Genomic DNA, 18949 nt, shown 5'->3' with positions numbered 1-18949 from the left:
CGGTAGACCGGCCGAGGTGGTGAGTCAAGCGACTCACCTCGCGTAGGCTGTGGCCCATGACCACCCAGCCTTCGACCTACCACCAGCGGGTCGCCGAGCGGAAACGGGCGGCCATTCTCGACGCCGGCACCCGGCTGTTCCTCGACACGGGGTACGACGGCACCTCGCTGGCCAAGATCGCCGAAGCGGCCGGGGTGTCGAGGGCCACCCTGTTCAAGCAGTTCCCGACCAAGGCGGCGTTGTTCGACGCGATCGTGACCGACGCCTGGAAGGTGGAGGACGAGGCGGCCCCGCACCCGCCGGCCGGCGACCTGCGAACCGGCCTGACCACGATCGGCCACCGCTACGTCGCCCTGCTCACCCGCCCGGGAATGGCCTCCCTGTTCCGCATCGTCATCGCCGAACTGCCGCGCTTCCCCGAATTGGGCGAGACCCAGTTCAACCGCGGGAAAATGCCCTACTTCGACACCGTGCGCCGCTATCTGGACGCCGAGAAGGCGGCGGGAACGGCCCGGCTGGACGATGCGGAACTGGCCGCGACCCAGTTCCTCGGGATGATCTCCAACTACGTCATCTGGCCAAGGATGCTGATCCCGGACTGGTCCCCCGGCGAAGCGTCGATGGCACACGTCGTGGACGAAGCCGTGCTGACCATGGAAGCGCGGTACGGCGTGCCGGCGGTCAAAGCCTGAAAACCGACTTCGAGCGATGGGGCCGCCACATCGGCTGGAGCACCGGACCGTTGTCCGGTAAGGGAATCGGCGGGCCGTGGTCTTCGAAACCGTGGCGTAGGTACAGTTTCCGGTTCCGCGGGGTCGACGCCTCCAGATAGATCGGCAGCTCGCCGGCGTGCTGAATGCCGTACCGCAGCAGCGCACTCCCCGCGCCCAGGCCGCGGCATTCCGGCAACGCGGCCATCGACGAGAGGTAGACGTGCGGCTCGCGGGGGTGGCGCGCCGCGGTGGCGGCGATGACGGTGGCCAGGCGATCATTCCCGTCGGGCACGGGGAGCGCGCCTTCCCCGCGAAGCCAGAGCGAAGCGGCGACCAGTGAATCATCCGCATCAAAAGCCGCGATCAGTTGTCCGGCGTCGACAGCGGCCCGCAGCGAGGTCTCGAAAAGCTCCCGCGTGCGCGCCCGCCGCGACGACGGGTCCGGGACGACCCAGGCCGAGACGGCTTCGTCGGCGAACGCGGTCACACAAGGGCCGAGCACCGAGTCGAATTCCGAGGGCTCGGCGGGACGGACGGTAAATGTCATGCCGCCACGCTCTCGCACCACCCGCCCCTGGTGAAGTAGTTTCGTCGCACATGGAGCCGAGTCGAAACGCCTGCCTCGAGTGCGGCAAGGACGCCGGGGCGCCCGCCCGCACCGGACGGCCGCGGCGCTACTGCTCCCGGTCCTGCCAGTCCCGCGCCTACCGTCGGCGCCGCGACCACGGACGACTCGCCGCCACTCCACGCCGGGCCACGCCGAAAACCGGCGAACTGGTCGACAAAGCCATCGCTTTGGCCGACGCCGAGGGCATCAGCGCGGTCACCCTGCGCGCGGTCGCGGGCGCTTCGCTGGCTGACGCGCGGAAAGTGTTCGGCAGCCGGGACAAGCTCGTCGCCACGATGGTCCAGCGACTCCTCACTCCCCCGGTCCGAGGCACGCTCAAAGAACTCGCCGAGGCCGAATGGGCGGCCTACCGCGCCCACCCCTGGCTGGTCAGCGTGCTCGCGAGCACCCGCCCGCCCCTGGTCCCCGCCGTGCTGGACACCGCGCGCGCGATGATCGACGCCTTCGCGGACCTCGGTTTCGACCCGCCGACCGCGCTCAGCCGATACCTGGCGCTGAGCGCGTACGTACAGGGAATGGCGCTGCTCCTGCTCGCAGAGCACAAGGAAACCCGCGTCGGCCGGACCTACCGCGCGTGGTGGGCAGCCGAAGCCCGGCGCCTGCCGCCGTGGACCGGCGAACTCGGCGGACCGCCCGAGGCCGCCGACCTCGACACCTGGTTCCGCGACGGCCTCGACCGGGTGCTCGACGGGCTCACTCGCCCGCCTGCAGCCCCCACTCCCGGGTGAAGCAGCCCGCGAGGTAAAGGTCGACCCGATCGGAGAACCGGCCGAGGTCGCGGCCGGTCAGCTCGGCGATCCGGCTGACCCGGTACCGCAGCGTGTTCACGTGCAGGTGCAGCTCGGCCGCGGTCTGCGTCCACGATCCGGAGTTCTCCAGGAAGATCTTCAGCGTGTGCACCAGATCGGAGCCGTGCGCTTCGTCGTAGGACAGCAGCGGGCCGAGCACCTTCGCACCGAACGAGCGGCGCAGGTCCTCCGGCACGGCCGCGAGCAGCAGCAGGTGTGACGCGACCTCGTCACCGGCGACCACCGAAGCGCGGCCAGGACCCAGTTCGGCGAGTTTGCGGGCGTGGCGCGCCTCGGTGATGGTGGGCCGCAGCGCCTGCGCGTCGGGTGCGCGGCTCATGCCGACGGCCAGCCTCGCCGACCCGAGCGCGGGCTCCACCAGCAGCACGGCCTCGCGGATCCGCTCCGCCAGTCCGTCTGCGGCTCCGGCCACCGCGAGCAGGCCGAACGTCTCGTTCTCGACCGTGCCGACCAGCGCCGGGCCGTCGAACGGGGCGAGCACCTCGTCCAGGATCACCGGCGCCAGACCGGGCCCGCCGCCCCGCACCCCGGCCGAGAGCACCAGCACCTGCTCCCCGCCGGAGAAACCGGCCGCGACCAGCCGCGAGTTCAGCTCCGGCTGCGTGACGCCCTCGGAAAGCACCTTGCGCAGCAACGGTTCGGCCGCCCGGTTCTCGATGCGCTTCGCATCGTCCAATCGAGACCGTTCGAGCCCGGCCAGCTCGGCGAACTCGGCGGCGACCTCACGCTGGGCGGGTTCCCAGCTGCCGTGGTCACCGGCGACCACCACGAACCAGCTGCCCATCCGGTGCCCCGCCTTGTTCGCCGAGGCCAGCAGGGTGAAGCCGTCGGCCACACGGGGCAACCGCTCCCCCATCAGGTACCGGCGGGCGAACTGCGCACGCTTCACCGCGTCGAGCGCGTTGCCGGTCCCGGCGATCACCCGGCCGGTCGCGCTGAGCACCCAGCAGTCCGCGCCCAGCTCGGCCGCACCCGCCTCGACCAGCGCGGGCAGGCCACCGCCCGCGGTCACCGCGGCGAGCAGGCGGCGGTGACCGGCCAGCCCGCCCGTCCCGGCCCGCTCGGCGGCCAGGCCCAGGATGACGCGCTCGCTGACGGTGGCGAACGAAACCGACACCGGCACCTCGAACAACGGCAGGCCGGCGCCGCGGCAGGACTCGATCAGGTAGTCGGGCACCGGACCGTCCACTTCGGCCGTACCGGCACCGAGCGCGACCACCCCGGCCCGGACCAGCGTGGTGACGAAGGCGTCGGCGTCGGCCGGACCGGGCAGCCACCGCATGCCGCAGAGCACCAGTTCGCCCCCGATCAGGTACCGGGTGGGGTCGCTCAGGGTCGAGGTGAACACGCGTCCGAACTCGCGCTCGCGCGCGTCCGCGCCCCAGAGCAGGGTCAGTCCCAGCTCCGGCGTGTCCAGCAGGGCTCCGAGTCGCACCCGCACCTCCCTTTCCTCGGCCTCCCAGTACCGCATACCGGCACGTGGAGGGCCTTTGGAGGTAACCACAAAAACGGTGCCGGGGTGAACGGCGGGTTTCGGTGGATCAGCCGTGGTCGCTCCGCCGGGCCCGGCTGTGTACTGCTTCACAACGCGGCAGGAAGGAACCAGGGTGATGGCGATCGTGCTCGGCGAGAACCAGTACGGCAAGGCGGAGAACCGCGTGGTCCGGATCGACCGCGATGGCGAGCGGCACCGGATCACCGATCTGAACGTGAGCGTCTCGCTGTCCGGCGACATGACCGACACGCACCTGACCGGCGCCAACGACAAGGTGCTGGCCACCGACACGCAGAAGAACACCGTGTTCGCCTTCGCCAGGGAGGGCATCGGCGAGATCGAGGACTACGGCCTGCGGCTGGCCAGGCGGTTCGTCGGCACGCAGCCGTCGATCCATTCGGCGAAGGTGCGCATCGAAAGCTATCCGTGGGCCCGGCTGGAGGTCGATGGACGGCCGGCGCACCACTCGTTCGCGCGCTCCGGTGAAGGCACGCGCACCGCGCTGATCACCTACGACGGCGAACGCGCCGAGGTCACCGGCGGGCTGACCGATCTCACCGTGCTCAACTCGACGGACTCGGAGTTCTGGGGCTTCCCGCGCGACGAGTACACCACGCTGCCCGAGGTCAAGGACCGCATCCTGGCCACCGCGGTGTCGGCGACCTGGCGGTTCAGCGAAGCCGAAGGCATCGATTGGGGCAAGGCGTACGAAACCGCCCGGGCCAGCCTGCTCGACGCGTTCGGCGGGACCTACAGCCATTCGCTCCAGCAGACCCTCTACGCGATGGGCACGCGCGTGCTGGAGAACGTGCCGGAGATCGCCGAGATCAGCCTGTCCCTGCCGAACAAGCACCACTTCCTCAGCGATCTGTCCGCCTTCGGCCTGGACAACCCCGGTGAGGTGTTCTTCGCCGCGGACCGCCCGTACGGCCTGATCGAGGGCACCGTCCGGCGACAAGATTCCTGAAGGGACGGACACAATGGACTTCCTGCGACCGTCGACGCTCGCCGAAGCGCTGGAGGCGAAGGCGGCGTTCCCCGAGGCCGTGCCACTGGCCGGCGGCACCGACGTGATGGTCGAGCTGAACTTCGACCACCGGCGCCCGGCCGCGCTGCTGGACCTCGGCCGGGTGGCCGACCTGCACGAGCACTCCGCGGCAGACGGCCGCGTCCGGATCGGCGCGAGCGTGCCGTACACCCGGATCATCGCCGAACTGGGCGCCGAGCTGCCCGGCCTGGCGATGGCCTCGCGCACGGTCGGCTCACCGCAGATCCGCAACCGCGGCAGCGTGGGCGGCAACCTGGGCGCGGCCTCCCCCGCCGGTGACGCGCACCCGGCGCTGCTCGCCGCGGACGCCGAGGTGGAGATCGCCTCGGTGCACGGCGCGCGGCTGGTGCCGGTGAAGGAGTTCTACGTCGGGGTGAAGCGCAACGTGCTCGCCGCCGACGAGCTGATCACCGCGGTGCACCTGCGCCCGGCGACCGGCCCGCAGCAGTTCAGCAAGATCGGCAGCCGCAACGCGATGGTGATCGCGGTGTGTGCCTTCGGCCTGGCACTGCACCCGGAGAGCGGCCGGGTCGGCACCGGGCTCGGTTCGGCGGCACCGACCCCGCGCCGGGCGGTCGAGGCCGAGGAGTTCCTCGCCGCCGAGCTGGCGGACCGGAACCAGTGGAATTCGCCGCGCGCACTGGAGGATTCGGTGAAGCGCCGCTTCGGCGAGCTGGTCGCCGCCGCCGCGTCGCCGATCGACGACGTGCGCGGCAGCGCCGCCTACCGCAAGCACGCACTGGCCGTGATGGCGCGGCGGACGCTGGGCTGGGCATGGGACGAATACCGCGAAGGGAGCCGGGCATGCGCGTGAACGTCACGGTCAACGGGGAACACCGGCGGGCCGACCACGTCTGGGAAGGCGAGAGCCTGCTCTACCTGCTGCGCGAGCGCCTGGGCCTGCCCGGCTCGAAGAACGCCTGCGAACAGGGCGAATGCGGTTCGTGCACGGTCTACCTCGACGGGGTTCCGGCGTGTGCCTGCCTGGTCGCGGCCGGGCAGGCCGAGGGCCGCGAAGTCCGCACGGTCGAAGGGCTCGCCGATGGTGACGACCTCGACCCGATTCAGGAGTCCTTTGTGGAACGTGGCGCGGTGCAGTGCGGGTTCTGCACCCCGGGGCTGCTCGTCGCGGCGCACGACCTGATCGAGCGCAACAACGAGCCCAGCGACGCGGAGATCCGCGAGGCCCTGGCCGGGAACCTGTGCCGCTGCACGGGTTACGAGAAGATCCTGGACGCCGTCCGGCTGGCCGCCGCGCGGAAAGCGGAGGCAGCGCGATGAACACTGTGAACCCCGCTCGTACTCCGCAGGAACTCGACGACACGATCACCGGCGGCATCGGCGAAAGCCCGTTGCGCCCGGACGGCGTGCTCAAGGTGCGCGGCGAGTTCGCCTACTCCTCGGACCTGTGGCACGAGGACATGCTGTGGGGCGCGACCCTGCGCAGCCCGCACCCGCACGCCCTGATCACCGGGATCGACACCGCCGCGGCGCTGGCCGTGCCCGGGGTGCACGCGGTGCTCACCCACGAGGACGTGCCCGGCGAGAACGCCTACGGCCTCAAGTACCAGGACACGCCGGCGCTGGCCGCCGACCGGGTGCGCTACCAGGGCGAACCGGTGGCGATCCTGGCCGCCGACCACCCGGAGATCGCCCGCCAGGCGCTCAAGGAGATCGTGGTCCACTACGCGGTGCTGGAGCCGATCACCGATCCCGAGCGGGCCGCGCACGACACCACGCTGCCGAAGCTGCACCCGGACGGGAACCTGGTGCGCTACCAGCGGATCGTGCGCGGGGACCCGGCTGCCGAAGCCGACGTGGTGGTGTCCGGCGTGTACGAGATCGGCATGCAGGACCAGGCCTTTCTCGGACCGGAGTCCGGGCTGGCGATCCCCGCCGAGGACGGCGGCGTCGACCTGTACCTGGCCACGCAGTGGCTGCACGTGGACCAGCGGCAGACCGCGAAGGCACTGGGACTGCCGCCGGAGAAGGTGCGGCTGACCCTGTCCGGGGTGGGTGGCGCGTTCGGCGGTCGCGAGGACCTGTCCATGCAGATCCACTCGTGCCTGCTCGCGCTGCGCACCGGCAGGCCGGTGAAGATGGTCTACAACCGCGAGGAGTCGTTCTTCGGCCACGTGCACCGGCACCCGGCGAAGATGTACTACGAGCACGGCGCGACCAAGGACGGCGACCTGGTCTACGTCCGCGCCCGGATGTACTTCGACGGTGGTGCCTACGCTTCGAAGACACCGGTGGTGGTCGGCAACGGGACCACGCTGAGCGTCGGGCCGTACAACGTGCCCAACGCGAAGATCGAGGGCTGGGGCGTCTACAGCAACAACCCGACGTGCGGGGCGATGCGCGGACTCGGCGCGGTGCAGCCGACCTACGCCTACGAGTCCCAAATGGACAAACTGGCCGCGGCGCTCGGCATGGATCCGGCCGACCTGCGCATCCGCAACGCGATGAGCGAGGGCTCGGCGAACGTCACCGGTCAGGTGATCGACTTTCCCGCACCGGTCGCCGAACTCGTGCAGCGGGTCAAGGACATGCCGCTGCCGCCGGAGAACCGGACGTCCCCAGTGGACATTCGCGAGTTGCCGGGCGGCGCGTCGAACACCACGCACGGCGAAGGCGTGGTCCGCGGGGTCGGTTACGGCGTGACGATCAAGAACATCTCCTACGCCGAAGGGCTCGACGACTATTCGACCGCCAGGGTGCGGCTCGAGGTCATCGGTGGTGAGCCGGTCGCCATGGTGCACACCGCGGCGGCCGAGGTCGGGCAGGGACTGGTCACGCTGCAGCAGCAGATCGCGCGCACGGAACTCGGTGTGCCGCGCGTGACGGTGCACCCGGCGGACACCAGCGCCGGCGACGCCGGCTCCAGTTCGGCGTCGCGCCAGACCTACATCACCGGCGGCGCGGTGCGCAACGCGTGCCGCGCGGTCGCCGACCGGGTTTTCACCCGCGCGGCACGGCAACTTGGACGATCAACCGAAGGAATGTCCTTATCCGGCGGGAAACTCGTGGCTTCCGACGGTGAGGTACTGGCCGGGCTGGCGGATATCCTCGGTGACGAGGCCATCGAGGAAACGCGGGAGTACCACCACCGCCCGACCCATCCGCTCGACCCGGAAACCGGGCAGGGCGACGCGCACGTCCAGTACGGCTTCTCCGCCCACCGCGCGGTGGTCGACGTGGACACCGAACTGGGCCTGGTCAAGGTCGTGCAGCTCGACTGCGCGCAGGACGTCGGCAAGGCGATGAATCCCGACGCCGTCGTCGCGCAGATCCAGGGCGGTTCGGCGCAGGGCCTCGGCCTGGCGGTGATGGAGGAGATCCTGGTCCGCGACGGCAAGGTGCGCAACCCGTCGTTCACCGACTACCTCATCCCGACCGTGCTGGACATGCCGCCGATGCGCATCGACGTACTGGAACGCGCCGACCCGCACGCGCCCTACGGCGTCCGCGGGGTCGGTGAGCCGCCGACCATCTCGGCCACCCCGGCCATCGCGAACGCCATTCGCGCGGCCACCGGGCTGGAACTGCCCCGCGTGCCGATCCGGCCCGAGCACATCACCGGAACCTGAGTGGTTGCCACCAAGACTCGAAGCAGGAGAACCATGACCACCACGGAAACAGCCGAATCCGCCTGGCTCACCGAATGCGTGCGCCTGGCCGCGAAGAACGTCAAGGAAGGCGGCGGCCCGTTCGGCGCGCTCATCGTCCGCGACGGCGAGATCGTCGCGACCGGCGTCAACCGGGTCACCCCGGAACTCGACCCGACCGCGCACGCGGAAGTGGTCGCGATCCGCGCGGCCTGCCAGGCGCTGGGCACCTTCAAGCTGGACGGCTGCGTGCTGGTGTCCTCCTGCGAACCGTGCCCGATGTGCCTGGCCTCCTCACTGTGGGCACGGGTCGACCGCGTGGTCTACGCGGCCGACCGGCACGACGCGGCGAAGGCCGGTTTCGACGACCTCGCCTTCTACGACCTTTTCTCCACCCCTCGTGACACCTGGTCCGTACCCGTGGCCCAGGTGTCCGTAGAGGACGGTTTCACCCCGTTCGCGACCTGGCTCGACCAGCCCGACCGCATCGACTACTGAGCACAAAACGCTGACCGGAGCACCACGAACAAGCACGTCCCCGAAACCCACCGGCAAGGGAGAGGACGCCTCCAATGACGCTGGCACGTCCCGACGACCGGGTTCACGAAGGCGAACCCGAACCACCCCGCAGGTCACCGCTCGACCGGTTCTTCCGGATTTCGGTGCGCCAGAGCACCGTCGGCCGCGAGGTGCGCGGCGGTATCACCACCTTCGTCGCGATGGCCTACATCGTGCTGCTCAACCCGCTCATCCTCGGCGCGTCGGCGGACATCACCGGCACCAAGCTGAGCACCGCCCAGCTGACCACCGCGACCGCGCTCTCGGCGGCGGTGATGACCGTGCTGATGGGCGTGGTCGGCAACGCTCCGCTGGCACTGGCCGCCGGGCTCGGCATCAACGGCATCGTGGCCTTCCAGATGGCGCCGTCGATGACCTGGGCGCAGGCGTTCGGCCTGGTGGTGCTGGAGGGCCTCTGCATCGTGCTGATGGCCGCGAGCGGGATCCGCGAGCGGATCCTCAACGCCATCCCGATGCCCCTGAAAACCGCGATCACCGTCGGCATCGGGCTCTACATCGCGCTCGTCGGCCTGGTCAGCGCCGGGTTCGTCACCCGTGTCCCGGACGCGGCGGGCACCGCGGTACCGGTGCAGCTCGGCGTGGACGGCCACCTCGACGGCTGGCCGATCGCGGTGTTCTGCTTCGGCCTGCTGCTGATGACCGTGCTGGTGGCGCGCAAGGTACCCGGCGCGGTGCTGATCAGCATCGGCGTGGCCACCGTCGCCGCGGTCGTCCTGCACGACGGGTTCGGCCTCGGCGAATGGGGCCGCACCGAACCGACCCTGCCAACGGACTTCGTCGCCGCTCCCGACTTCGGGCTGCTCGGTGAGGTGGACCTGTTCGGCGGGTTCGTCTCGGCCGGGGCGCTGACCGCGACGATCTTCCTGTTCACCCTGGTGCTGTCCGGCTTCTTCGACGCGATGGGCACGATCACCAGCGTTTCGCAGGAAGCCGGATTGTCCAAGGACGGCAAGGTGCCCGGCATGGGCCGGATCCTGCTGGTCGACGGCGCGGGCGCGGTCGCGGGCGGGGTCACCGGCTCCTCCCCGAACACGGTGTTCATGGAGTCGGCCGCGGGCGTCGGCGAAGGCGCGCGGACCGGGCTGGCGAGCGTGGTCACCGGGGCGCTGTTCGCGCTCACCCTGCTGTTCACCCCGCTGGCCGGGGTGGTCCCGGCGCAGGCGGCGGCCCCGGCGCTGGTGGTCATCGGCGGCATGATGATGGCCCAGGTCCGCAACATCCCGTGGAACGAGCCGGACTACACGATCCCGGTGTTCCTCACCGCGGCGCTGATCCCGTTCACCTACTCGATCACCAACGGCGTCGGCGCCGGACTGATCGCCTTCGTGCTGGTCAAGACCGGAAAGGGCAAATGGCGCGAAGCCGGCTGGCTGCTCACCCTGCTGGCGCTGGTCTTCGCCGTCTACTTCGGCATCAACGGCGTGAAAGCACTCTTCTAGCGATTCCCAGGAGGACGGCTGTGGCTCTGATGTTCCTCAACGGCGGCGCGATGCGCGGCGAACCACTGCACCACCTGCTCGGCGGGGCCCCGCTGGTCACCACGACCACCACGGCCCCGAAGTACCGCTTCTACTCGGTCGGCGACCAGTGCCCTGCGCTGTTCCCGGTTTCCCACGGCGGCGCGGCGGTCGCGGGCGAGGTCTACGACATCGGCCTCGACGCGCTGCGCGACCACGTGCTGCCGTCCGAACCCCACGAGCTGGAACTCGGCGTCGTCGAACTGGCCGACGGCAGCTCGGCGTTCGCGATGCTGCTGCGCCGCCCGTACACCTCTCACGTCCAGCTCCGCGACATCACCGAGATCGGGGACTGGCGGGCCTACCGCCGGACCCGGGAAAGGGCAGCATGACCGTCTCCGTGCCGGACGCACTCCGGCTCGACGTGAACCTCTCCATCCTGTTCACCGAACTCCCCCTGCTCGAACGCCCGGCCGCGGCCAAGGCGGCGGGCTTCGACGCGGTGGAGTTCTGGTGGCCGTTCGAATCCCCGACCCCCGGCGACGCCGAGGTGACCCGGTTCGTCCGCGCGGTGCGCGACGCCGGAGTCCAGTTGATCGGCTTGAACTTCGCCGCGGGTGACCTGCCCGCCGGTGACCGCGGGCTCGTCTCGCTGCCGCACCGGTCCAGGGAGTTCCGCGAGAGCCTGCCGATCGCGATCGGCATCGCCGAGGAACTCGGCTGCCGGGCGTTCAACGCGCTCTACGGCAATCGGATCGACGGCACAGACGGCACCGAACAGGACGAACTCGCCGCCGAGAACCTGGCGATCGCCGCCCGCGCGGCGGGTGGCATCGGCGCGGTGGTGCTCCTCGAGCCGGTGAGCGGGGTCGCGGCCTACCCGCTGCGCACCGCCGCCGACGCGCTCGGCGTGCTCGACCGGGTCCAGCGTGAGGACCACGGCTGGAACCTGCGGCTGCTGGCCGATCTCTACCACCTGACCGTCAACGGCGACGACCTCGACACGGTCATCGCCGCGCACACGGGCCGGATCGGCCACGTGCAGATCGCCGACGCCCCTGGCCGCAACGAGCCCGGCACCGGGGCGATCGACATCGACGGCTACCTCGGCAAGCTCGCCGCGAACGGCTACTCCGGCTACGTGGGCCTGGAGTACCAGCCGTCCGGTTCCAGCGCCGACAGCTTCGGCTGGCTTTCCCAGACGACGAAGGAACTCCATGACTGACCTCGCATTCATCGGCCTCGGCATCATGGGCGCGCCGATGGCCCGCAACCTGGTGCGCGCCGGGTTCACCGTGACCGGCTACGACCTCGAAGCGAAAGCCGTCGCCCGGCTCGCCGAGGACGGCGGCAAGGCGGCCGGTTCGGTGGCCGACGCGGTCGAGGGCGCGGACGTGGTGATCACCATGCTGCCCGCCGACCCGCACGTCGAAGCCGTGGTGCTCGGCGAGGGCGGGGTGTTCGAGACGATCAAGCCCGGCACCCTGTTCATCGACTTCAGCACGATCAAGCCGGAAACCTCGCAGAAGGTGGCCGAAGCCGGGGCCCGCAAGGAGGTCCGCGTGCTCGACGCGCCGGTCTCCGGTGGTGAGGCGGGCGCGGTCGACGCGGTGCTGTCCATCATGGCCGGTGGCACGCGGGCCGACTTCGACGCCGCCAAGCCGGTGTTCGACGCGGTCGGCAAGGTGGCCGCGCTGGTCGGGCCGAACGGCGCTGGCCAGGTGGTCAAGGCGGCCAACCAGCTGGTGGTCGGCGGTACCTATGCCTTGGTGGCCGAGGCGATCGTGCTGCTGGAAGCGTCCGGTGTGGACGCTCAAGCCGGGCTCGACGTGCTGGCCGGTGGGCTGGCCGCGAGCCGGATCCTCGAACTCAAACGGGAGTCCATGCTGGCGCGGGACTTCCGGCCCGGCTTCCGGATCGACCTGCACCACAAGGACATGGGCATCGTGCTCGACGCCGCGCGGCAGGCCGAGGTGTCGCTGCCGTTCGGCGGCCAGGTCGCCGCACTGGTGCAGGCCGCCCGCGCGCAAGGGCTCGGCGATTCCGACCATTCCGCGCTGCTCGCCGTCGTCGAGCGGCTGTCCGGCCGAGGGGGTAACTGACATGGCACGCATGCCCGCGATGGAAGCGGTGGTCGAGGTGCTGAAGTCCGAGGGCGTGGACATCGCCTTCGGCTGCCCCGGCGCGGCGATCCTGCCGCTGTACAAGGCGATGGAGGTGCGTGGCGGCATCGAGCACCTGACCGTGCGCCACGAGGAGGGCGCCACGCACATGGCTGACGGCTGGGCCCGCACCAACGGCCGCGTCGGCGTGGCGATCGGCACCTCCGGCCCGGCGGGCACGAACATGATCACCGGGTTGTACACCGCGATGGCCGATTCGATCCCGATCATCTGCATCACCGGGCAGGCGGCCTCGTCGAAACTGCACCAGGAAGCCTTCCAGGCGGTCGACATCGTGGAGATCGCCAAGCCGGTGACGAAGTGGTCGGTGCAGATCAAGGAAGCGGCCACCGCGCCGTGGATCTTCCGGGAGGCCTTCCGCGTGGCCCGCTCGGGCCGTCCCGGTCCGGTGCTCATCGACGTCCCGGTGGACATCGCGCAGCAGGAGATCGAGTACGACGCCTCGATCGACGCACCGCTGCCGGTGGAAGCCGTGCACCCGCACCAGCCTCGCGTGGAGCGTGCGCTGGAGCTGTTGCTGGCGGCGGAAAGGCCGCTGCTGCTCGCCGGTGGTGGCGTGATCATCGCCGACGCCGCGGCCGAACTGCGCGAACTGGCCGAGTACCTGAACCTCCCGGTGCAGGTCACGCTGATGGGCAAGGGCGCGATCGACGAGGACCACCCGCTGTTCGCCGGGATCACCGGGGTGCAGACCTCGCAGCGTTACGGCAACGCGTCCTTTTTGGAGTCCGACACCGTGCTGGCGGTGGGTGCGCGCTTCGGTGACCGCCACACCGGCGCGCTCGACGTCTACCGCGGTGAGCGCAAGTTCATCCACGTCGACATCGAGCCGACGCAGCTGGGCAAGGTGTTCCCGCCGGAACTCGGCGTGGTTTCCGACGCCAAGCTGTTCCTGCAGGCCTTGCTGCGCACGGCGAAGGCACGCGACGCGGCGCGCCCGGCGGGCGGCTGGGTCTCGCGCATCGCCGAGCTGAAGTCCACTTTGGTCCGTCGTGAGGACTTCGAGACCACGCCGATCAAGGCGCCGAGGGTGTACAAGGAGATCAACGAGATCTTCGACGAGAACACCTACTTCGTCACCGCGATCGGGCTCTACCAGATCTGGGGCGGACAGCACCAGAAGGCGTACAAGCCGCGCCGCTACCAGATCTGCGGCCAGGCCGGGCCGCTCGGCTGGGAGATCCCGGCGGCGATCGGGGTGAAGAAGGCGGTGCCCGGAGCCGAGGTGGTCGGCATCGTCGGCGACTACGGATTCCAGTACCTGGTCGAGGAACTCGCGGTGGCCGCGCAGTACCACGTGCCGTTCGTGCTGATCATGATCAACAACGAGTACCTCGGGCTGATCCGGCAGGCGTCCATCCCGTACCGGATGAACTACCAGGTGGACATCCACTACGACGAGTACGGCACGGACAACGTCAAGGTGATGGAGGCCTACGGCTGCGCCGGGCGCCGCGTGGTCGACCCGGGCGACATCCGCGGCACCATCGAATGGGCGCGCAAGGAGGCGGTGGCCACGTCGCGGCCGGTGCTGGTGGAGATCATGATCGAACGGGAGGCGAACACCCCGCACGGTCCGGCGATCGACGCGGTCGAGGAGTTCGAGCCGCTGCCATGAGCGAAGCGCTCGTGCTCATCGCGCCCGACAAGCCCACCCGTCGCCCCCCACCACCACCCTCAACGGTGCTGGTCGCGCCGGACAAGTTCAAGGGATCGTTGTCCGCGGCCGAGGTCGCCGCCGCGGTGGCCGCCGGGATCGCCGAGGTGCGGCCGGAGATCCCGGTGCGGTCGCTGCCGGTCGCCGACGGCGGGGACGGCACCGTCGAAGCGGTGGTGTCGGCCGGTTTCCGCCGTCTGCGCACGGTGGTGACCGGCCCCGCCGGGCAGCCGGTCGCCGCCTCGCTCGCGGTTCGCGGCGACACCGCGGTGGTGGAACTGGCGGAAGCGTCCGGCCTGCACCGGCTGCCTGGCGGGCCGTCGAAAACACTGCCGCTGACCGCGACCAGCGCCGGGACCGGTGAGCTGATCGCGGCGGCGCTGCGGGCGGGCCGCCGCCGGGTGGTGCTCGGCGTCGGCGGCAGCGCGTGCACCGACGGCGGCGCCGGCATGTTGACCGCACTGGGCGCGCGCCTGCTCGACGCCAAGGGCGGGGATCTGCCGCCCGGCGGGGCCGCCCTGCTGGACCTCGACCGGCTGGACCTGTCCGGCCTGGATCCCCGGCTGTCCGAAGTGGACTTCGAACTGGCCACCGACGTGGACAACCCGCTGCTCGGCACGCGGGGTGCGGCCGCGGTCTACGGGCCGCAGAAGGGCGCGACCCCGGAACAGGTCGAATTGCTGGACCGCGCGTTGCACCGGTGGGCGTCGTTGGTCGGCACCGAGCACGTGGACGCGCCGGGCGCCGGAGCCGCGGGCGGTGTCGGTTTCGCGGCGCTTTCCCTGCTGGGCGCGAAAACCCGGCCGGGCATCGAGGTGGTGCTGGACCTGCTGGACTTCCCGGCCGCACTCCGCGGCGCCCGGCTGGTGATCACCGGCGAGGGCTCGCTCGACGCGCAGACCCTGCACGGCAAGGCCCCGTCCGGCGTGGCGCGGGCGGCCGGGGACGTGCCGGTGATCGCGGTGGCCGGACGCTGCCTGCTCTCCCCGCCGGAGCTGGCGGCGGCGGGATTCCGTGCCGCGTATGCGCTCTCCGGCCTCGAACCGGACCCGACACGGTCCATGGCGGACGCGGCACGGCTGCTACGGAGGCAGGCCGCGCAACTGGCCCGCGACCACCTTCAGGGATAGTTCGACGAGCACACGGCGGGTTCGGGGGCGGCGAAGCCGTCGCGGAAGGCGGCCACCCGCGCGAACCCGGCGGACAGCGCTTCTCCCCTGGCGTCGGCGGCGATGAGACTGTCCGGCGCGAGCATTTCGGCCACGGCCTCGTCGAGGTCACCGGGTGACAGGCGCAGCGCGGTGTCCGTCCCGGCGGTCAGCGTGGCCGCCCAGAACCCGGTCAGGCACGCGGTCCGCTGCGCCGCCGCCGGGCCTTCGAGCGAGTGCCCGGCCTCCTGCTGCACGGACAGCGTGTACCGGGAGGCCACCTCGGCGAAGGCGGCGAAGTCACCGAGCCCGCCGGGGCGGCCGCGCTGCGGTGGTGTGCCGATCCGCACCAGCTCCGGCAGGTTCAGCCCGATCTGGTTGGACGCCGAGCAGAACACGGCCGGGCTGCCGGTCGCCTCGCACAGCGTCGGCCCGGTGGTCAGCGCCGGTGCCGACCGCGTCCCGGCGAAGGCCTCGCGCAGGCTCGCGGTCAGATCCGCCTGCGCCTGCCGGTTGTCCAGGCGCACGTTCGGCTCGTCGGCCCCGCCCGCTGCCGAACCGCGTTGTGTGCTGCGTGCTTCGACCTCGCCGGTATCGATCCGCGCACATCGCCGCGGCCCATCGGTGAAGCCGAACTGGAAGGCGGAAACCCGGTCGAAGGCGTTGCCGTGCGCGCCTTCGTTCTCGAAGGTGACCTCGGCGGAGTCGCGGATCAGGAACAGCGTGGACAGCGCCTGGTTGAGCCCTTCGCCGGTGGTGATCCGGAACGCGGGCGAGTTGCCCTCGGCCACCCACCGGAAGTACGCGCCGGTGTAGCAGTCGGCCTGCTGCTCCTTGACGATCGTCGGTGTCTGCTCGCCGACGCCGAGCCGGAACTGCACCGCGTGGCCGAGTTCGTGTGCCAGCACGGTCATCACCGCGGCCGGGCCGAACTGGTCCTTGAGATCGGGCAGCAGTTCCCCGCGGTCCCAGGCGACCACGTCCGGTACGGCACCGCAGTAGAAGGCGTTCACCAGTCCCTCGGTTTGGGTGCCGCAGACGGCCCCGCCGGGTTCGCCGGAGTCGTAGGAGACGAGCCGGAAGACCGGGACGTACTCCTGGCCGAAAGTTTCCGGCAGCTGCGCCGCCCAGTACCGCTCCACGTCGGCGACCGCGGCGACGGCCAGCGCGTCGATCTCCCCGCCGTCGCTGCCCTCGGCGGTCAGTCCCGCCGGTGGCGCACCGGGTTTCGGCCCGCTCGGGCCGTCGGTGACGCCGAGCCCGGCCACCGCGGCCGGGTCCTGCCAGAGCGCCCTGCCGTCGATCGGCACGGCACACCCGGCGAGCAGGAAAACGAGCAGGGCGAAGGCGATTCCGCCGCGCGGCATGGGTTCACCTCCGGTACGAGCGACTACCCCCGGAGACACGGCTCCCGGGTCGGCCCGGTTCGACACCCATTTGTGATCCGGATCACTAGTAGTCGGGATAGTCAGCGCGCGCTACGGTGGTACGCCCCGACTTACCCTCCCCGTGGAGCGTGCCGTGTCGACCGTTGTCGTTGTGCTCTCGATCCTGCTGGCCGCGGTGTTCCTGGGCTCCGGCCTGGCGAAACTGGCGAACGTGGACGCGATGAAAAAATCGGCCGAACAGCTCGGGTACTCGCAGAACCTGAGCCGGATCATCGGCGCGCTCGAAGTCGCCGCGGCGGCGGGGCTGATCATCGGCTTGTTCTGGATGCCGCTCGGCCTGGCCGCGGCGATCGGCCTGACCGTGCTGATGATCGGCGCGGTCTACTACCACGTGCGCGCGAAGGACGCGCCCGCGCACATCGTGCCCCCGGCCGTGCTCACCCTCATCTCCGCGGCGACGGCCGTACTGATACCCATCGCCTGAGTTCATCCGCCGTTCGCCACGCGGACAGTCCACGCGCGTAGGAAGGGCGCGTGGACCTAACCGCGCTGGCGCGCCGCCTGCTGGAACCGATCCCGGCCAACAGAACGCTCGGCCTGCGTGTGCTGCGCGCCGCCGACGGCGCGGCGGAGGTCACGGCCGGTCCGGCACCCGCCTTCGCCAACGTCATCGGCAGCCTGCATTCGAGCGGGCTGGTCGCACTGCTCGACGCCGCCGGTCTCGCCGCGGTGATCGCCGCCGCCCGCGACGAAGCCGAATTCGACGGCGTGGTGCCGCTCGGCTTCGCCGCCCAGCTGCGCTTCCTGGCTCCCGCCAAGGGAAAGCTGGTGGCCGGCTGCGCACTGGACGAACCGGCCGCCGAGCTGGCACGCACCCTGTTCGACGGCACCACCGCCAAGGTCCGCCTGGCCACCACCGCCGAGATCACCGATGAAAGCGGCACCGTCGTGTGCACCGGCGAGTTCCGGTGGAGCGTGCGCCGGAACTCCTGAGCGTCAGGAGTCCTTGAGCAGCAAGGGAAGCTTGCGCACCCCGGTCATCGTCGGCGCCGGGATGAACTCCGGGGCCTCGTCCGGATCCGTGCGCAGGCCGGGGAACCGGTCGAGCAGGATGTTCAGCGCCACCCGGCCCTCCAGCCGGGCCAGCGGCGCACCGATGCAGAAGTGGATGCCACGGCCGAACGCGATCTGCTTGTTGGGCTCGCGCGTCACGTCGAACACGCCCGGATCGGTGAAATGCGCCGGATCCCGGTTCGCCGCGGCCAGCCAGGTCAGCACCATCTGCTCGGCCTCGATGACGGTGCCGCCCAGTTCGGCATCGACGTTGGTGACCCGCGCGGTGACGGCGAACGGGCTGAGGAAGCGCAGCGACTCCTCGATCGCGCTGGGCACCAGTTCGCGATCGGTGAGCACCTTGGCCTTCTCGCCGGGGTGCTCGTCCAGGCAGAGCACGGTGTTGCCGAGCAGCATGGTGGTGGTGATGTGCCCGGCGATCAACAGCACGTTGGCGAAGTTGACCACCTCGCGATCGGTCAGGCGCACTCCGTCCACTTCGGCCTCGACCAGTTTGGTGAGCAGGTCCCCGCGTGGTTTCCGCCGCCGCTCGGCCGCGTGCTCACCCAGGTAGTCGACGAGGTGGCCCACCTGTTCCATGGTGGTTTCCATCGCCTTTTCCTGCTCTTCGCTCTGCTCGGTCAGCGAGAACTCGCCGGAACGCTCCAGCAGCTTGTCCACCCACTGCTTGAACAGATCCCGGTCCTCGGCGGGCACCCCGAGCAGTTCGGCGATCACGATCACCGGCAGCGGGTAGGCCAGATCGGCGACCAGGTCGATCCGGTCACCGGCGGCCTCCGCCCGGTCGAGCAGCTCGTGGGTCAGCTCGGCGATCCGCGGTTCCAGATCGGCGATCACCTTCGGCGTGAACGCGTGGCTGACCAGCTTCCGCAGCTTCTGGTGCAACGGCGGGTCCATCGAGATGATGCTGCCCTCGGTGAACTCCTTGCGCTCCGGCAGCAGCCGGAAGGTCTCCGACGAGTAGGTCGCCGGATCGCTGAGCACCTGCACCACGTCGCGGTAGCCGTAGACGTTCCACATGCCCTTCTTCGGGTCGTAGGACACCGACCGCTCCGGCACCCGCCCCCGCAGCCAGAACTGCTCGGGGTTGATCCCCCACCGGTCCGCGAGCAGCGTCGGATCTTTGGTCCCTGTCATGACGAATCCCCTTCTGTGGTGGTGA

General features: G+C 70.6%; 19 protein-coding genes. 15 read left to right on the top strand and 4 right to left on the bottom strand.

Features of this window, described 5'->3' with window-relative positions; all coding sequences use genetic code 11:
* Positions 1-56: 56 nt before the first annotated feature.
* Positions 57-692 carry a TetR/AcrR family transcriptional regulator gene (locus YIM_RS19155; RefSeq protein ID WP_153031661.1) on the top strand — a complete coding sequence of 212 codons (636 nt, stop codon included), beginning with the start codon at positions 57-59 and terminating at the stop codon, positions 690-692.
* On the opposite strand, the gene YIM_RS19150 is transcribed toward YIM_RS19155, so the two are convergent.
* Positions 682-1278: a GNAT family N-acetyltransferase gene (locus YIM_RS19150; RefSeq protein WP_153031660.1), complete on the bottom strand. Its 597-nt coding sequence runs from the start codon at positions 1276-1278 to the stop codon at positions 682-684. The two genes, YIM_RS19155 and YIM_RS19150, sit on opposite strands and share 11 nt — an antisense overlap.
* Positions 1279-1310: 32 nt before the next feature.
* Here YIM_RS19150 and YIM_RS19145 point away from each other — a divergent pair, with 32 nt between their 5' ends.
* Positions 1311-2069: a TetR/AcrR family transcriptional regulator C-terminal domain-containing protein gene (locus YIM_RS19145; protein ID WP_153031659.1), complete on the top strand. Its 759-nt coding sequence runs from the start codon at positions 1311-1313 to the stop codon at positions 2067-2069.
* Here YIM_RS19145 and YIM_RS19140 read toward each other — a convergent pair.
* Positions 2035-3585 carry a PucR family transcriptional regulator gene (locus YIM_RS19140; protein WP_194240212.1) on the bottom strand — a complete coding sequence of 517 codons (1551 nt, stop codon included), beginning with the start codon at positions 3583-3585 and terminating at the stop codon, positions 2035-2037. The two genes, YIM_RS19145 and YIM_RS19140, sit on opposite strands and share 35 nt — an antisense overlap.
* A 175-nt stretch (positions 3586-3760) precedes the next feature.
* On the opposite strand from YIM_RS19140, the gene pucL reads away from it, so the two are divergent.
* From pucL to YIM_RS19085, 11 genes are all read left to right on the top strand, one after another.
* Complete coding sequence (pucL, locus tag YIM_RS19135; protein WP_153031657.1) at positions 3761-4612, top strand: factor-independent urate hydroxylase; 852 nt, start codon at positions 3761-3763, stop codon at positions 4610-4612.
* Positions 4613-4625: 13 nt separating this feature from the next.
* Complete coding sequence (locus tag YIM_RS19130) at positions 4626-5507, top strand: xanthine dehydrogenase family protein subunit M (protein WP_153031656.1); 882 nt, start codon at positions 4626-4628, stop codon at positions 5505-5507.
* Positions 5498-5974, top strand: coding sequence for a (2Fe-2S)-binding protein (locus tag YIM_RS19125; protein WP_153031655.1), 477 nt, complete (start codon positions 5498-5500; stop codon positions 5972-5974). Before YIM_RS19130 ends, YIM_RS19125 begins: the two co-directional genes overlap by 10 nt.
* Entirely contained in the window at positions 5971-8283 is a 2313-nt protein-coding gene (gene pucD, locus YIM_RS19120) for a xanthine dehydrogenase subunit D (RefSeq protein ID WP_153031654.1), read from the top strand. The genes YIM_RS19125 and pucD overlap by 4 nt, the downstream gene beginning before the upstream one ends.
* 33 nt (positions 8284-8316) lie before the next feature.
* Positions 8317-8799 (top strand): nucleoside deaminase, encoded by a 483-nt coding sequence (locus YIM_RS19115; RefSeq protein WP_153031653.1) that lies wholly within the window; start codon positions 8317-8319, stop codon positions 8797-8799.
* 74 nt (positions 8800-8873) lie between these two features.
* The gene (locus tag YIM_RS19110; protein ID WP_153031652.1) at positions 8874-10319 is read left to right on the top strand and encodes an NCS2 family permease; all 1446 of its coding nucleotides are present in this window, start codon (positions 8874-8876) and stop codon (positions 10317-10319) included.
* Between the two features lie 20 nt (positions 10320-10339).
* Positions 10340-10729 (top strand): gamma-glutamylcyclotransferase, encoded by a 390-nt coding sequence (locus YIM_RS19105; RefSeq protein WP_153031651.1) that lies wholly within the window; start codon positions 10340-10342, stop codon positions 10727-10729.
* On the top strand, positions 10726-11562 hold the full coding sequence (locus tag YIM_RS19100; RefSeq protein ID WP_153031650.1) for a hydroxypyruvate isomerase family protein: 837 nt from the start codon (positions 10726-10728) through the stop codon (positions 11560-11562). The genes YIM_RS19105 and YIM_RS19100 overlap by 4 nt, the downstream gene beginning before the upstream one ends.
* Positions 11555-12439 carry a 2-hydroxy-3-oxopropionate reductase gene (locus YIM_RS19095; protein ID WP_153031649.1) on the top strand — a complete coding sequence of 295 codons (885 nt, stop codon included), beginning with the start codon at positions 11555-11557 and terminating at the stop codon, positions 12437-12439. The genes YIM_RS19100 and YIM_RS19095 overlap by 8 nt, the downstream gene beginning before the upstream one ends.
* Position 12440: 1 nt before the next feature.
* Entirely contained in the window at positions 12441-14138 is a 1698-nt protein-coding gene (gene gcl, locus YIM_RS19090) for a glyoxylate carboligase (RefSeq protein WP_153031648.1), read from the top strand.
* Positions 14135-15307: a glycerate kinase gene (locus YIM_RS19085; RefSeq protein WP_153031647.1), complete on the top strand. Its 1173-nt coding sequence runs from the start codon at positions 14135-14137 to the stop codon at positions 15305-15307. Before gcl ends, YIM_RS19085 begins: the two co-directional genes overlap by 4 nt.
* Here the strand turns inward: YIM_RS19085 and YIM_RS19080 are convergent.
* The gene (locus tag YIM_RS19080) at positions 15298-16692 is read right to left on the bottom strand and encodes a neutral zinc metallopeptidase (protein WP_153031646.1); all 1395 of its coding nucleotides are present in this window, start codon (positions 16690-16692) and stop codon (positions 15298-15300) included. The two genes, YIM_RS19085 and YIM_RS19080, sit on opposite strands and share 10 nt — an antisense overlap.
* Before the next feature lie 154 nt (positions 16693-16846).
* Between YIM_RS19080 and YIM_RS19075 the strand changes: the two genes are divergently transcribed.
* A complete protein-coding gene (locus YIM_RS19075; RefSeq protein WP_153031645.1) occupies positions 16847-17197 on the top strand; it encodes a DoxX family protein in 351 nt (116 codons plus the stop codon).
* Positions 17198-17247: 50 nt separating this feature from the next.
* Positions 17248-17706 (top strand): DUF4442 domain-containing protein, encoded by a 459-nt coding sequence (locus tag YIM_RS19070; protein WP_153031644.1) that lies wholly within the window; start codon positions 17248-17250, stop codon positions 17704-17706.
* Between the two features lie 3 nt (positions 17707-17709).
* Here YIM_RS19070 and YIM_RS19065 read toward each other — a convergent pair whose 3' ends face one another.
* Positions 17710-18924: a cytochrome P450 gene (locus tag YIM_RS19065; RefSeq protein ID WP_153031643.1), complete on the bottom strand. Its 1215-nt coding sequence runs from the start codon at positions 18922-18924 to the stop codon at positions 17710-17712.
* Positions 18925-18949: the final 25 nt, after the last annotated feature.

It is taken from the genome of Amycolatopsis sp. YIM 10 (assembly GCF_009429145.1).
Lineage (GTDB): Bacteria > Actinomycetota > Actinomycetes > Mycobacteriales > Pseudonocardiaceae > Amycolatopsis.
The sequence above is the reverse complement of the archived record's forward strand: the minus strand, read 5'-3'. Positions and strand labels throughout refer to the sequence as shown.